Genomic DNA, 13,696 nt, shown 5'->3' with positions numbered 1-13,696 from the left:
CAAACGGCGGAGCAAAACAAGCACTGAATTGGCAGCACCCCCGTGAACACACTGGATTTTGACAAGAAGCCGGAAGATACGCGCGTTGTCGTCGCCATGTCGGGCGGCGTCGACAGTTCCGTCGTCGCCGGTATCTTGAAGCGACAGGGCTACGATGTGCTCGGCATTACGCTGCAGCTTTACGACCACGGCGCGGCCGTTCACCGCGCCGGCTCCTGCTGCGCCGGACAGGACATCGACGATGCGCGCCGGGTCTGCGAAACGCTTGGCATTCCGCATTACGTGCTCGATTACGAGAAGCGCTTCCGCGACACGGTCATCAATCCTTTCATGGAAAGCTATGTCGCCGGTGAAACGCCGATCCCCTGCGTGTCCTGCAATCAGACCGTCAAGTTCGCCGATCTTCTGGCGACCGCCAAGGAACTGGGTGCCGACGCGCTGGCGACAGGCCATTACATCCGTTCGCGGCCGAATCCGGCATCTGGCAATCCCGGCCGCCGCGCGCTTTACCGCCCGGCCGATGCCGATCGCGACCAGAGCTATTTCCTGTTCGCGACCACCCAGGAGCAGATCGACTATCTGCGCTTCCCGCTCGGCGGGCTGCCGAAGGCCGAGACGCGCAGGCTTGCCGAAGAGATGGGTCTAGCCGTTGCCAAGAAGGCGGACAGTCAGGACATCTGCTTCGTGCCGCAGGGCAAGTATTCCGATATCATCACCAAGCTGAAGCCGAACTCGGCACTTGCCGGCGAGATCGTGCATCTCGACGGCCGCGTGCTCGGAAGCCATGACGGCATCCTGCACTACACGATCGGGCAGCGCCGCGGCATCGGCGTTGCGACGGGCGAACCGCTCTACGTCGTCTTTCTCGATGCGCGCTCGCGCCGCGTCATAGTCGGACCGAAGGAGGCGCTCGAGACGCATCGCGTCTATCTTCGTGACGTTAACTGGCTTGGCGACGAGCCGCTTTTGGACGCCGCTGCTGGCGAGGGGTTTGCCTGCTACGCCAAGGTTCGCTCCACCAGGGCACCTGCGCCCGCCGTTCTGCGTGCTGATGCAGATGGCATCCATGTCGACCTGACCGTCGGCGAGGCCGGCGTGGCACCCGGCCAGGCCTGCGCGCTCTACTCGGCGCCGGGCGACGACGCCCGCGTCTATGGCGGGGGCTTCGTCGAGCGTTCCGAGCGCGAGCCGGCGGCCGAGGCCTCGTTGAAGGCCCTGCTTTCCCGCCCTGTCGCCGCCTGAACCCGACGCAAAACGGCATATTGTAAAGCCGCCGTTTTCTTGATGTCACCTGCTTGACACCAAGCCGGACCGCACCTTATAAGCCGCTCATCCCACGAGCCGTCGCTTTGCGAACGGCATCGTTGACCAGTGGCGGAGTAGCTCAGTAGGTCAGAGCAGAGGAATCATAATCCTTGTGTCGGGGGTTCAAATCCCTCCTCCGCTACCATCAAAACAGTGTCCGACCCGGAGACATCGTCCTCATCGATCGTTCCCTTCGACACCTGTTGTAGCCGGTCGCGAAATTCCGGAATTTTGTCACTTCAATCCGGAATTTTTGATTTCCATTAAGGCCATCATTTGGTCATCGGATTCGGCGTGCAGGTGGTCGCTAGCATCGCGTTTTTCCGCGCGTGCTGCCGAGTTCTGGCACGAAAGTGCAGGGCGCGGGCAAATCAGGCGATCATCACCTCGTCTGGACGTTCGGCAGGATCAGTCGTGTAAAATCTCAGCAGCCATGCAAACCCTGCCAAGCTCATCTCCTTGACCACACCTTTCTCGCTCTCTCCGAGTTGCTGTGCGTCCTCCATGGCCTGCACCGTCAGGTTAAGCGCATGCAATAGAGCTGATCGCGCACCATATCGATCGAGGAGTATGAGGCGGCTCGGCAAGCCGGGAGTATTCGTAGTTGCTCTCACGGTATGTACAGCAAGCGCCCGCTGGATGGCTGCCCCAATTGCCGCGAATGTGTCTGCGGGTAGGGCGCTGGGCATCAGCCCAATCAGTTGATGGGTTTCGTCATTGGAAGGATCTACGAATAAGTGCTGCTCGCAAATTCTGGTTCTGATTAGCGTTTCGAGGCGTCGCATGGTGCTTTCGAAACGCCTTTTTGCAAGTTCAGCCAAGCGAGCTTCTTCTTGGGCAAGAAGAATCTGGTTCTGTCGTTCCATAAGGTTGGCACTCTTAACGGCAGCATCTGTCTGTGCGGTAATTAAGGCGTTCTGAGCGATGAATACGTCTCTGGTTTCGCTAAGCTCTTGGCGTTGTGCTTTCAGCTCCAAGCCCTGCAGGAGAACGGTGACAACAAGAACAAGAAATGCTGCTGGTGCAAAGAAACCAGCTAGCACGTCTCCGAGCTCACTTGCTGACATGCATTTGAGGCGACCATACCAGACGGGTCGCTCTGGACCTATCCCTGTATGACAGGACCACACCTCTTGCAAAAGCCCATCAGCAAATCGAAACCAAGCTGCCAGAACTATTGCCGTGATGCCAACGGCGATGAGGAGTGGCATATGCTTGCTCATGTCAGTCTGAAAACGCTCCTCGGTCTAAGCTTCTGGTAGAAGAGCTTTTCCGCCTATCACGAAAAATGTCAATCCAACCGTGTCTATCCTACCCCCTCAAGGTCGGCACAGAAGCGGCCTGGGCGAGAGCAACACAATGCGTATGAAGGACACTCGACAGCATGTGTTGCCGTAGGGGCTAACACGCGCTTAATTTATGTGGCACCTGCGTAGGTACAGCTAAATCGCGGTGTGAATGCTGTTGCGCGACTGCCACTTCGGAAGGACACTCCTTGGCACACGATCCAGATCCGGCATTGACTGACAAACAACCATTTTCCACGCCACGGCCTTACGATGTCGCCTTATCATTCGCTGGCGAAGATCGCGCTGAGGTCGAGAAATTTGCTCAAATATTGAAGAAACGCGATGTCAAAGTCTTTTACGACAATTTCGAGAGATCTACGCTTTGGGGAAAAGATTTATATCAGCATCTGCAACAGATATACCGCGATCAAGCGGAATACTGCATAATTTTCGTCTCTAAACGTTATCTTCAAAAATCGTGGACGAAGCACGAGCTTCAACAGGCACAAGCCCGTTCATTCTCTAGTAGTCGAGAATACATTTTGCCTATTCGGTTGGATGATTCTGATCTTCCCGGCCTCAACCCGACCATCGGTTACATCGATTTTCGCACCGTATCGTTGCTGGATATCGCCGATCTCCTCTTGGAGAAGATGGGCCGACAGGAGCCTCCTGCCTCCCGCGAAAACACTGAAAGCGGTGTTGATCCTGAGCTTGTCGAATATAATGGCCACCTCGTTGCGAAGGGCTGGCCGGAGCGCATTGAACAGGCGCAGCACTTATCAATATCCTTAGTGACTACGCCCTTTGAGCGGATTCGATACGGTTCAGAACGACGCGTGAAAAACGAAAATGGGAGGAAGTTCAGGCTTCCTCCAATCTGTCACGACTGTGGCGTCCTCATAGGTCAGTTCCATGTCCCAGGTTGCGACATGGAGGAATGCCAATCGTGCGGCGGCCAGGCGATCTCTTGCGATTGCAAGCATGATGATATCACCAGGGATCAGCTAGAAAGGTGGTTGGACGATGAACCCTATAAGTGATGAGTCCGCCTCCCGTTATGCACAGTCCTCATTGTAGCCCGCCGCGAAAAATCGCAATTTTGACACCGGAGCACGCGCCTTACTGCGTCCACTGAACGTGCCTCTTGCCCATCGCGCCCGCGATATAATACTCAGTGAGAAAATTCAGATCAGGGATGTGAAACAGTGGGCATATTCGAAAAGTTGAATCTATTTGGAGCGACGGCAAAGAGACGCAACGACCGGTCAATTCGTAAGACCTTGCAAGCCTGGGAGAGGCGGGACTATTCGGAGCAGTCGCCCCAGTTTATCAAGGAACGAATGCTTCAGAAGCACGGAATAGCCGGCGCTCAATGGGTTGAGACCGGTACGTATCTGGGCACGACCACACAGTTTCTGTCCGAGCGCTTTCCCTCGGTGCATTCCATCGAACCTGAGCCGGCGCTTTACCAGCAGGCGTCTGAAAAGTTTGCTGGCCGGAATGTCCGGATACATAAAGGCACAAGCGAAGAAATTCTGCCGGGACTGCTGCCGAAGCTCACAGGAGATATAAATTTCTGGCTCGATGGGCACTACTCGGATGGCATCACTTACCGCGGTGAGCAAGATTGCCCGGTGGTAGATGAGCTCGAATCGATCTCTGCCAACATGAGTAATTTTCGATCAGTTGCCATCCTGATTGATGACGTCCGGTGCTTCCTCCCTGAGAATTGGGAAACCTATCATTACCCCGACATTTCCCGGTTGATTGACTGGGCGAAGCAGAGGGAATTCTATTGGAGAATAGAGCACGATATTTTCATTATGAAGAATCACGTCTGATCTCTCTCACAGGTCGCGCAGGCGCCGGGAGCCGTCTTCTTCTCCCGCACCGCCTGCGCTTTATTACTGCCCCGTTATTATCAGTTCCCTTGCTGGCGTGCCTTCTCCACCAGCGATGGAATATGTCAATTCCGCTTCTGCAAAGCGAAAACGGCTGAAGGCATCGCGGATCTGCGGGACGTCATTGATCGACAGAATGAAGCTGCCTTTAATGCGGCCCAGCCGCTCGGCCATGACTTGAAATTGATCCTGGCTGAAAAGCATCTTTCCATAGTCGCCTTCGCTGCCGAAGTAGGGCGGATCGAGGTAGAACAGCGTGCCCGGCCGATCATAGCGATCGATGAAGGCAAGCCAGTCCAGGTTCTCGATGACGACGCCGGCGAGACGCTCGTGAACGTCTTCCAGGAGCGGCGCAAGCCTGGTCAGATTGAAGCGTGCCCGGCCGGTCGTATCGACGCCGAAATTTTGCCCCGCGACCTTTCCGCCAAAAGCGAGTTTCTGCAGATAGATGAAGCGAGCGGCACGTTCGAGATCGGTGAGCGTGGCGGGGTCACAGCCTTTGAGGCGCTCGAATTCTCGGCGGCTGGTGATCTGGAATTTGAGGGTGTCCATGAACTGCGGATAGTGCCGCTGAAGGATCCGGAATAGGTTCACCACGTCGCCGTTGCGATCGTTGATCACCTCACCGCGCGGCACGCCGGTTCGTCTGAAGAATACCCCGCCCATACCCACGAACGGTTCGGCGTAGAGGACATGCGGCACCGCTGCGATCATCTTGACCAGGCGCGGGGCAAGGGAGCGCTTGCCGCCGATCCACGCGGCTGGAGGCTGGGTGTTGGGGACATCCCGCCACTCTTCGATATTCACCATTTCAAATATCTCACGACTCAGTCACGCATTCCCGGCCCTGCAGGGTACGGGTGTGACGGTTGTGCAAACTTGCTGTCGGACGGGACTGGTCGCCAAACTTAGACCCGTCGTTGGAGCGTTTCGGCGCTCCGGCCGCCCGGCTGGGCAACCTAATCCTTGCTCGTCTTCCTATTCGCCAGCTCGATCGACATGATCCAGCCGCCGCCGTCGTCGAAGGTGAAGCTGTGCTGGATGGAGGCCGCCACCAGATCTGCCGCATCGCGGCTGGCGCCGAAGCCCACCAGCTTGACAGGTGCTCCCGCCATGGCATCGATATCACCGTCGCATTCGACGCTGCCGGTGACGCTGTCACGGGCCTGCTCGGCCGCCTGCGCCTTGCCGGCATACTCGGCCTCGTCCTTGCTTCGTGCGGGATGGAGCGACAGGAAGCGCGAGGCGCTGCCGATCGAGGCGGCTTCAAAGAGCTTTTGAATGCCTTCCAGAGGGTCGAAATAGGCGCTGCCGACCTCGGCATATTTGCTGCGGCCTTCAGTCGAAAGCTCGAAGCTGTGCGAGGGCGCAAAGGAAACGATGATCGTCGGCATAGTGGCGCCACTCGCCGTCCGGCCGGAGTTCCGCGTCGGCACCAGCATCTTGCCACCGGCGAACTTCAGCGTGCCGCCCAGCTCCTCAGCCAGCTCGTTGGCAAAACCGGTGGCCGACTGATTGTAGCGTAGCCGATATGGGATTTTGATCTTCGCGATTTCGGGGTGGACAGCGGCCGTCTTTCCCGATCGGGCGGCGATCGTCTCGAAGATTTCACCGGCCGTCGTTTCTTCGAAATGCTCACTGTCGGCCTCCTTGTCGGCGTCGATGAAGTCGCTGGCGCGCGCCGTGATCGTCATGGAATAGCCGCTCTCGGGATCGCCGCCGAGGCTGTCGGACTGATAGATGAAGCGACCACCGTCACGCAGCGCACCCCAGGCCCAGCCATAGAGAAGCCGGTACCGCGTGCCTTCGGCCGGGCTTTCCGGAAAGGGCGGCGAGACGGAAAATGTGATGGTCAGTTCGTCGGCCTCGGCGCCATCATTGTCCGTGAACTGGACGGCGACTAGGGCTGCTCCCCAGCCCGGCACGAGATCCGTGCCGCTCTGGCCGATCACCTGGACGATAGGTCTCCTCGGCATGTCTTATTCCCACGCCAGGGTGCGCTTGGCGACGGCCTTGCCGCTGAAGCCTTGAGGAATGACGATGATCGTTCCGGTAGGAATAATGCCGGCGGCAAAGTCGCCCAGCTCGCGATTGGCATCGAGCAGCGCCTCGACGGCGCCGAGCTGCTCGGTCTGCAGCGTCTTCGCCGCAATGCGGTCAAGGCGCTCGCCGCCATAGGCCACGGTGTAGGACGTCATAGAAGCGCTCCAAAGCCGGAGATGATGCCGCCGGAGCTGCCGAAGCTATCCGGCATTTTCAGAAGGCCGATATTGACGTCGACGATGCGTCCGACGCCGTCGAACGGGTGAAGCTTCTCCTCGTCCGTCTCCAGCGACTGGATGACGTAAAGGCCAGACACCAGCCCCATGAAGTTTCCCTTCAGCCGAATGACCGGCACGGCGCTTTGGCTCTTGTGATGCGCTTCGAGGACGGCATAGGCATCGAGGCCACCCATGACATGCGGGAAGGTCCGCGCCTCGATCGACAGGCTCTGCTCGCCGAGGCCTGTCGCCTGATAGGCTATGCCGGCCGGGATCGGATGCGCCGGAAACCGCGCCTCGCTGGAAAAGGCAAGGCGCTGCGGATTGAGACCGCCGACGGTGTAGAGAATGGCGCCGCCGATCGAGATCAATGCACCGGTGGGACTGAAGACGCTCATGCGGTTTTCGATCCTGTGTCGGAGAGCGATCGGGCAGTTGCCATGCGCACTGCCCGGTTCTGCTCGCGCTGTGCCCTGAGGCTCGCGAGCCTCGGATTACCGCCGGGGAAGTATTGCGCCACCTTCACGGTGCCGCCGGAAGTGGGCACCAACGACGACTGCTTGTCCTTCGGGGCGGAGGTGGCGGCGGGAGCACTGGCCGGCGGCAGGAAAGTCGGCGCGATCGTCGGTGTCGCCGTGAAATTGAGGCTGTCGCGGATCGCGGCTGCCTTGTCGCGGGCGATGGCGATCGCCTTGTCGCCCTCGGCGCTCAAGGCCTCGTTGTAGCCCTGCATTGAGCTTTCGGCTTGCGGCCGTAAGTCGATACCGAGATGGTCTTTCACGTTGAAGCCCGGCTCGACCGCCCGGCCGAAAAGGAACCGCTGCAAGCCACTGGGACCGGCAGCGGCTCGTTCGTCGCGCGCTTCCAGCGAGGAGCCGCCGTCGAGCGCCGACATCGAGTCCTGCAATTCTTTCAGCCGGCGATTTGTCGCGCCGCGCGTCAGCGCAAGCGACGGTACGACCGCGTCGAACATTTCCGATGGTAGGGCGGAAAGCTGGCCTTTCGCCGTGCCGATCTGTCTGCCAAGTTCAAGAGGTCCAAGCTTTCGAAGCTGAGATCTCCTGTAGTCATCTTCTTGCACGGCGTAATTGGGATTGACGGCCCGGACGGCTGCATCCCGCAGCGGATCGGTGACGCTGTTGTAGGCCGATCCAATCTTGTCGCCGGTGGCCGTCAAAGCAGCGCCGCGCCGGTCAGCCTTCTCTTGAGGCCTGTTCCGGAGGAAATCGTAGTCCGCGTCGACGGTGCCCTGGCTCTGACCGATGATCTGCTTCAGGAACTCATTGTACTTCTCGCGATTGTTGATCAGCGGCGCGAGCGCCGCCTTGGCCTGCATGTCGCCAAATAATTCGCCGATGACGAACTCATCGCCGCCGGAGAGGCTCATGACTTTATCGACCAGGTCCATCAAATAAGGCGTTCCATTCTTGATGGACTTAGCCTTGAGCTTTTCGAGGCTGACGCCCTTTTCATCGAAGTTCTTCACCGTATCGGGCGAAGAAAGCTTGCTGATGATGTTCTGGAGGTTGGTGGCGGCTGTGGTTTGGTCGCCCGCGCCCATTCTCACGATCTGGGCGGCGGCGATCAACTCGGCCCAACCCTGCAGGCCTTGGCGACCGGTCCCGCCGTACATAGTCGCTAGCGCCGGAAAGTTCTTGGCCATGGCATCGACTTCGAAGCTGCCGAGCTTTGAACCCTTCGCCATCATATCGAGCGCGGCAGGCACCTCAGCGTTCTTTACGCCAAGCGCCTGTTGAGCTGCGACGATGGCCGCCGCGATCGTCTCGCCGGTGCTGTCTCCAGCTTTTGCCGCCTTCAGGCTCGGATCGAGGATCGCTTCTTGCTGGTCGACGCCGAAGCCGGCGGCCGCGTAAGCCTTGCGCGCGTCGTTCACCTGGGACTGGTCGATGCCGTAGCGGATCGACAATCCCTCATTGGACTTGCCGATGCGTGCGATTGCCTCCGGCGTGCGCATCTCGGCCGTCACAGCCACCGACGCCACTTCGCGATCGAGCTTGCGGGCCTGCTCGCCGAGGCGCTCCATGCCCCGGACGATGTTGTCGACGGAGGCAAAAGCGAGCAAAGCGCCAAAGGCGCTGCCTGCGCTTCCGGCAAGCCGGCCCATCGTCCCATTCAAGATGCCGGTCGAGCGCTGGATGCCATCGAGCTTCGAGGCGCTGATCTGGTTAAGATTGCGGGAGCTGCGGTGCAGGCTCTCGACATCCCGTTTTGCGCGCTGGCTGGCCTTGCCGAGCGCATCGATCTCCCGCTCGGCTGCGTTGGTGTTGACGGTGTTGAGCTTGCGGGCCTCGCGATCGAGGTTGCGAACCGCCTGCGTCGAGCGATTTGCAGCGCGACCGGCCTTCTCGACGCTGGCGCCAAGGTTATTTGAACCTCCGGCGCGATCGAGCTGCTTGATCGCTTGGTTGATGCCCTTCAGGTCGCGCTCAAGCTCCTTGCCCTCGCGCTTGACATCGTTCTTCAGCCTGGCGCGGATCGAGACGTCGAAATCAGCCATTCTTTGCGCCTCCGAGCATTATGTTCACCAACCCGAAGCTCTCGGCATGGATCTGCCGCGCTTCGTCAAACCAGAGCATCAGTTCGTCCCAAAACATGCTTCGTTCCGGCTGAAGGTGCAGATAGGCGGCCACGCGTGCGGCGTAGCTGCGCCAGTGTCTCAGGTCTCCGACGATGCGCTGTCCGGACGCAGCCGTGGGGGAAAAAAATCATAGGCCGCGTCCGTCACCGCCGTGCCGTCCTCATCGTCCAGGCCGCGCAGGATTTCGGCCGTGAGCCCGGTCATCTCGGCATAGATGTCCATGGCCGTCAGTGTCGTTCCCGAGGTCCGCGCCAGCAGGTCCTGCACTTCGCCAAGCGTCAGGCGACGGACGGTGATTGCGCGGACGTCTTCGCCCTCAAGCGTGAAGGGATAAACCAGCGGGATCGTCTTCGATCGAGCCGAGGGGTTTATGAAAGCGTGGATGATTTGCGCCTTGTCGGCACCGGCATCGGTGGGCTTCGGCTCCGGCTGCACCGGATCGCTGCGATTGTCCAATGCCCCCCACATCTCCGGCGGCGGCAGAGTGATGTGCTCGGTCTTGACGTCGGCTGGATCGTCCTTCGAGTTTGGCGTGGTCACGGGAACCTTGATTGCACCGGAAGTCAGCATTGTTGCTCCTCAGTCATGGAAGTGGCCGGCCGCCCTTTCCGGCGGCCGGCCTTCGCCGCGCGCGCCTATAGCGGCGCGCTCCCTGGTATTCGCTTAGGCGCTGATCAGCCGGTTATGCTCGGCGGTGTAGTTCACGCCGTCGATGATCAGCACGTTGTTCTGCAGGTCGAACTTGTGCACGGTCTTGCCGTTGAAGAGATCGTGGTAGAGCACGATCGACGACCAGCGCAGACGGGTCGCGCCCGTCGCCTTCAGACCCTTGACGCCGCCCGGCGTGTAGCTGTTCAGCAGGCCTTTGAGGAACACGACGCGGCCATTGAGCTTCGGCGCGCCACTCGTCTGCACGCTGCCGTCCGAACCGGCTGGAAAGACGTCGAGCAAGCTCTCGTAATAGGCCACAGTCGTCCAGTCGCCGGGTTCGCGGCCGAAGCGGCTGCGGAGATCCTCATGCGCGCCGTTGACGGTCATCTCGGCGGTAAGCGCCTGGATTTCGGCCGGCAGATCGAGCGCGAAGTAGCCGCCGCCCATGACGTAGTTCGTCATCTCGCGGGAGAGCTCCGGCAGCGTCGTCTCGTCGATGCGCAGGCGCTGGTTGATCTCATTGCAGTACCAGTTGGAGCCGTGAATGATGCGGTCCATCTAAGTCTCCTTAAGCCGTCACGCGGACGTTGTTGAGGCCGAGCTGCGAGAGCGACGCGGCGATCGCGGCCTGGAGCACGTCGAAGGCTTCCGGCTGCGGCTCGCTGTAAATCTGCAGGTCGACCAGGTCGGGCGTCTCGGCAAAGCGCATCTTCACCCGCAACGCGCCGGCTTCCAGGATCGTCGCCGGGTTCATGGAGGCGGACCAGAGCAACTCGTAATCGATGATTGCGCCGAGCGTCTGAAGGTCGCCGAGAAACTGATCGAGCGAGCGATAGATCAGCGACACCATGTGCGGGGTAATGTCCTCGGAAAGATATTGGCGCAACGGCCGGAGCACGGCCTTTTCGACGGCACGGCGGGTGCGGATACGCTTGATCGAGCGCCAGTTCTGAACGGTTGGATCGCTTGCAGTGGTGAAGGGCGCCCAGAGCAGCTTGCCCTCGATGATCGTGCCGACGCCGGCCTGGTTGAGGAAGTTGGCATCCGAGGTGATCTCGCCGTCGATGTAGCCGACCGGGACGGAGGGGCCGAGGATGCCCTGCAGCGGACGGTTCCAGAAGGCCTTGTACGGGCCGCCAGTTTCCTTGTCGCGGCGGATCATGGCGGCGGCAACATGCGGCGACATTGAGCGCGTGACATTGCCGGCGCCGAGATTTACGACCACCTGCGGATAGCAGGCAATGACGTTCAGGGCCGTGGCGAAGTCCTCCGCATAGGCGGCGGCCGCCTCGCGATCCGTGACCGGCGTGTCGACGATCGCCATACAGTCGATGATCTTGCCGGCGACCGTGGACATGGCGGTGGCGACGGCATTCGCCACGCCGCCGATGCGCTGCGAGGTGTAGCCTGGCGCGATGATGGCGCCCGGCTCCAGGCCGAGATGCGCCTTGGCCTCCAGCATCGTCCAGATGCCGGTCTTGGCACCGGCCGAGCCCACGATGTTGTTGATTTCCGCCTCAAGCTTGGCGCCGGGATCGGCTTCGGCCGAGTGTGCCACGCGCGTGAAGGCGATATCGGTGACGATGCCTTCGGAGGCGATCTGATTGACCGTATCGAGCGCGATGCCGGCGCCTAGCTTGGCGACCTGGACCGGATCATCGGTGGAAAGGCGAACGAGTTCTCCGACAGGGAACGCGGCATTGTCGGCGAGTGGCGCGGGAACCACCATGCCAAGCACGGTGCTGTCGCGCGTGTCGATCTTGGCGACAGTGGAACGGAGATCGGAGAAGACGCGGACGCCGACGAAATCGGTGGTGCCAGCCATTACATGGTGTCTCCTGAAGAGAAAGGGTCAAGCGATAAGTTCTTCGCGACCCTACATGCGCCCCTTCAGGCAAAAGGGCTGACAGCTGTCAGCCCTCTTCAAAGCATCTTCGAACGGCCAATAAATGGCTCAGTTCGCGGCAATTGTCTATGCCACTGCGAAAGTAAACGGGTCCGGCCAATAAGCTGGGTTGGCGGCATAGTCGGCCGGGATCGGGCTTGTGTCCTTCAGCGCGCGACCTGCGAAGATATGGCTCTGCTTGTGGCTCATCGCCGCCTTGCCGAAGGCGAACATAGTTTGCGCATCCAACGGGTGAGCGCTGTTGTCGGCCGCGAGCCAGACGAAATCTGCATCCCCGCCATGCCAACGGAAGTCGTCCGGTTGCGCCCCTGCCATGATGGCGGCGAGTGCGGCCGTGCAAGCACCCATGATATTTTCCCGGTCTTCGGGTCGGGACTGATAGTCGACGCCCTGAAAAGTGAAGCCAGCAGCGATGCGTCGATCGCGTTCCGCGTCCACCATGTCCGGCGTCGGCGCGCTTTTTGCGGGGTCAATTTTGATGATACTCATTCGCCAATTCCATCCGTGAGTTCGGCAGCATCTACCGTCCATGCCATGCGATGCGAGCGATCAGTCGGGATTTCTGAGGCATCAACGATCTTATAAGGCTTGCCGGTCGGCACATCCTGGGCCGCGATCTCTTCAACCGTGAGGTCGGTTTCTGGAGCGGGGATGATGACGGACACGCCGCCGTCGTCATTCTGGAAGATAATGCGCTTATCAGTCATCTCATCACCTCAATATAGCAACGCTGTAATATTCGGCGTCGACATAAGCGCCGTTGATGGTGGCAGCCACTCGCACTGCCGTCGTGGATTTTACGCTAGTCGTTTCCTGTCGGTTCAGGCTGAACCAGCAACTCTGGTTCGTGTAGCCGCCGCCAAACAAAACGGCATAATTTGCGTTTGGCATCGCCGGAGACAAATTGACGGTGTAATCACCCGTTCCGTTATCCGTGATCGACGAGACGCCTTTGCTGGCTCGTATCGCCGGGGTGCCAGTCCCGTTGAAATCGACGAAAGCCACAACGGCCTCAAGAGCGTCTACCGCGTCCTTCGTTCGCACCGGCGTCATCGCTGTGGTGTCGTCCGTTCCGGCTTTTGCCTGCGCGTTGCTGGATTTGGTAACAGTCAGCGCCCGATTTGCAGAAAGATCGCCGCCGCCCGTCACAAGCCCTCCTCCGGTAATAGTCACCGCTTTAGCAGCTTTCAGACCGAGTTCTGTTGCGATCTCGGAAAGGGTATCAAAGGCCGCGGCGACGCCACCCTTGATTACGTTGATCGCTGCAGTGACGAAAGCTGTCGTAGCGATCGTCGTATCGCTATCGCCAGGTGCGGCGGTAGGGGCGGTGGGGGTTCCAGTAAAAGTGGGACTTGCAAGCGGCGCTTTATTTGCCGTCGCAGCGTTGATGGCGGCAGTCAGACCGACGATATCGCCGGTGGCGTGCTGGTGCGCACCGAGTGCCGCGATCGCGGAGCTTGGCTGCCATTGGCCGTTGGCCGCCTTCACCAGTACGTAGCCGATCGCGGCCGCCGTCGCTCCGGATACATCCGTCAGATCGTCGAGCACGAATGTCGCCGAGGCATCCATTTTGCCGGCAAGTGCTTCTAGTAGGCCGGTGATCTGCCCAATCGCGTGCTCGTGGAGCGCTGGAGCCTTCCCGTCCAGTGCTTGGGTCAAATTCCATAGCGCCAGATCGACAATCGCCCAAGCCTGCTGCAGCCGATAGAACTCCTCGTCGACATCGGCAGCCGGATCGGGCATCGGAATTGCGAAGTTCGGTGTGTTAGCCATCAATCAAC

Annotated in this window: 15 protein-coding genes and 1 tRNA gene; 4 read left to right on the top strand and 12 right to left on the bottom strand. The window is 59.9% G+C overall.

Annotated features, from left to right (window positions below; all coding sequences use genetic code 11):
* Positions 1-42 precede the first annotated feature (42 nt).
* Together mnmA and N2599_RS14175 are read left to right on the top strand one after the other, a co-directional pair.
* Positions 43-1,242, top strand: coding sequence for a tRNA 2-thiouridine(34) synthase MnmA (gene mnmA, locus N2599_RS14180; RefSeq protein WP_027508141.1), 1,200 nt, complete (start codon positions 43-45; stop codon positions 1,240-1,242).
* 131 nt (positions 1,243-1,373) lie between these two features.
* Positions 1,374-1,450 (top strand) — tRNA-Met (locus N2599_RS14175).
* 226 nt (positions 1,451-1,676) lie between these two features.
* Here N2599_RS14175 and N2599_RS14170 read toward each other — a convergent pair.
* Positions 1,677-2,528: a hypothetical protein gene (locus N2599_RS14170; protein WP_156915195.1), complete on the bottom strand. Its 852-nt coding sequence runs from the start codon at positions 2,526-2,528 to the stop codon at positions 1,677-1,679.
* Positions 2,529-2,800: 272 nt separating this feature from the next.
* Between N2599_RS14170 and N2599_RS14165 the strand changes: the two genes are divergently transcribed.
* On the top strand, positions 2,801-3,637 hold the full coding sequence (locus N2599_RS14165; RefSeq protein WP_084606372.1) for a toll/interleukin-1 receptor domain-containing protein: 837 nt from the start codon (positions 2,801-2,803) through the stop codon (positions 3,635-3,637).
* A gap of 165 nt (positions 3,638-3,802) precedes the next feature.
* The gene (locus N2599_RS14160; RefSeq protein ID WP_027508143.1) at positions 3,803-4,438 is read left to right on the top strand and encodes a class I SAM-dependent methyltransferase; all 636 of its coding nucleotides are present in this window, start codon (positions 3,803-3,805) and stop codon (positions 4,436-4,438) included.
* A gap of 63 nt (positions 4,439-4,501) precedes the next feature.
* Here N2599_RS14160 and N2599_RS14155 read toward each other — a convergent pair whose 3' ends face one another.
* The 11 genes from N2599_RS14155 to N2599_RS14105 form a co-directional block, all read right to left on the bottom strand.
* Positions 4,502-5,308 carry a DNA adenine methylase gene (locus N2599_RS14155; protein ID WP_051336439.1) on the bottom strand — a complete coding sequence of 269 codons (807 nt, stop codon included), beginning with the start codon at positions 5,306-5,308 and terminating at the stop codon, positions 4,502-4,504.
* 149 nt (positions 5,309-5,457) lie between these two features.
* Positions 5,458-6,474, bottom strand: coding sequence for a phage late control D family protein (locus N2599_RS14150; RefSeq protein WP_027508145.1), 1,017 nt, complete (start codon positions 6,472-6,474; stop codon positions 5,458-5,460).
* 3 nt (positions 6,475-6,477) lie between these two features.
* Positions 6,478-6,696, bottom strand: a complete 219-nt coding sequence (locus N2599_RS14145; RefSeq protein ID WP_027508146.1) for a tail protein X — start codon at positions 6,694-6,696, stop codon at positions 6,478-6,480.
* Positions 6,693-7,157 (bottom strand): phage tail protein, encoded by a 465-nt coding sequence (locus tag N2599_RS14140; protein ID WP_051336440.1) that lies wholly within the window; start codon positions 7,155-7,157, stop codon positions 6,693-6,695. The genes N2599_RS14145 and N2599_RS14140 overlap by 4 nt, the downstream gene beginning before the upstream one ends.
* Positions 7,154-9,277, bottom strand: coding sequence for a phage tail tape measure protein (locus N2599_RS14135; protein ID WP_027508147.1), 2,124 nt, complete (start codon positions 9,275-9,277; stop codon positions 7,154-7,156). Before N2599_RS14135 ends, N2599_RS14140 begins: the two co-directional genes overlap by 4 nt.
* Positions 9,278-9,436: 159 nt before the next feature.
* Complete coding sequence (locus N2599_RS14130) at positions 9,437-9,928, bottom strand: phage tail assembly protein (RefSeq protein ID WP_027508148.1); 492 nt, start codon at positions 9,926-9,928, stop codon at positions 9,437-9,439.
* Between the two features lie 93 nt (positions 9,929-10,021).
* Positions 10,022-10,567, bottom strand: coding sequence for a phage major tail tube protein (locus N2599_RS14125; RefSeq protein WP_027508149.1), 546 nt, complete (start codon positions 10,565-10,567; stop codon positions 10,022-10,024).
* Between the two features lie 10 nt (positions 10,568-10,577).
* Positions 10,578-11,834: a phage tail sheath protein gene (locus tag N2599_RS14120; RefSeq protein ID WP_027508150.1), complete on the bottom strand. Its 1,257-nt coding sequence runs from the start codon at positions 11,832-11,834 to the stop codon at positions 10,578-10,580.
* 147 nt (positions 11,835-11,981) lie between these two features.
* Positions 11,982-12,404 carry a DUF4376 domain-containing protein gene (locus tag N2599_RS14115; RefSeq protein ID WP_027508151.1) on the bottom strand — a complete coding sequence of 141 codons (423 nt, stop codon included), beginning with the start codon at positions 12,402-12,404 and terminating at the stop codon, positions 11,982-11,984.
* Positions 12,401-12,622: a hypothetical protein gene (locus tag N2599_RS14110; protein ID WP_027508152.1), complete on the bottom strand. Its 222-nt coding sequence runs from the start codon at positions 12,620-12,622 to the stop codon at positions 12,401-12,403. The genes N2599_RS14115 and N2599_RS14110 overlap by 4 nt, the downstream gene beginning before the upstream one ends.
* A gap of 4 nt (positions 12,623-12,626) precedes the next feature.
* Positions 12,627-13,688, bottom strand: a complete 1,062-nt coding sequence (locus N2599_RS14105) for a hypothetical protein (RefSeq protein WP_051336441.1) — start codon at positions 13,686-13,688, stop codon at positions 12,627-12,629.
* Between the last annotated feature and the right edge of the window lie 8 nt (positions 13,689-13,696).

This window comes from Rhizobium sullae (genome assembly GCF_025200715.1).
In the GTDB taxonomy this organism is placed as follows: Bacteria; Pseudomonadota; Alphaproteobacteria; order Rhizobiales; family Rhizobiaceae; genus Rhizobium; species Rhizobium sullae.
The sequence above is the reverse complement of the archived record's forward strand: the minus strand, read 5'-3'. Positions and strand labels throughout refer to the sequence as shown.

Excerpts from the sequence above, each read along its gene's own strand:
- N2599_RS14170 (WP_156915195.1), bottom strand. The coding sequence starts at position 2,528 with ATGAGCAAGCATATGCCACTCCTCATCGCCGTTGGCATCACGGCAATA.
- N2599_RS14155 (WP_051336439.1), bottom strand. The coding sequence starts at position 5,308 with ATGGTGAATATCGAAGAGTGGCGGGATGTCCCCAACACCCAGCCTCCA.
- N2599_RS14150 (WP_027508145.1), bottom strand. The coding sequence starts at position 6,474 with ATGCCGAGGAGACCTATCGTCCAGGTGATCGGCCAGAGCGGCACGGAT.
- N2599_RS14145 (WP_027508146.1), bottom strand. The coding sequence starts at position 6,696 with ATGACGTCCTACACCGTGGCCTATGGCGGCGAGCGCCTTGACCGCATT.
- N2599_RS14140 (WP_051336440.1), bottom strand. The coding sequence starts at position 7,157 with ATGAGCGTCTTCAGTCCCACCGGTGCATTGATCTCGATCGGCGGCGCC.
- N2599_RS14135 (WP_027508147.1), bottom strand. The coding sequence starts at position 9,277 with ATGGCTGATTTCGACGTCTCGATCCGCGCCAGGCTGAAGAACGATGTC.
- N2599_RS14130 (WP_027508148.1), bottom strand. The coding sequence starts at position 9,928 with ATGCTGACTTCCGGTGCAATCAAGGTTCCCGTGACCACGCCAAACTCG.
- N2599_RS14125 (WP_027508149.1), bottom strand. The coding sequence starts at position 10,567 with ATGGACCGCATCATTCACGGCTCCAACTGGTACTGCAATGAGATCAAC.
- N2599_RS14120 (WP_027508150.1), bottom strand. The coding sequence starts at position 11,834 with ATGGCTGGCACCACCGATTTCGTCGGCGTCCGCGTCTTCTCCGATCTC.
- N2599_RS14115 (WP_027508151.1), bottom strand. The coding sequence starts at position 12,404 with ATGAGTATCATCAAAATTGACCCCGCAAAAAGCGCGCCGACGCCGGAC.
- N2599_RS14110 (WP_027508152.1), bottom strand. The coding sequence starts at position 12,622 with ATGACTGATAAGCGCATTATCTTCCAGAATGACGACGGCGGCGTGTCC.
- N2599_RS14105 (WP_051336441.1), bottom strand. The coding sequence starts at position 13,688 with ATGGCTAACACACCGAACTTCGCAATTCCGATGCCCGATCCGGCTGCC.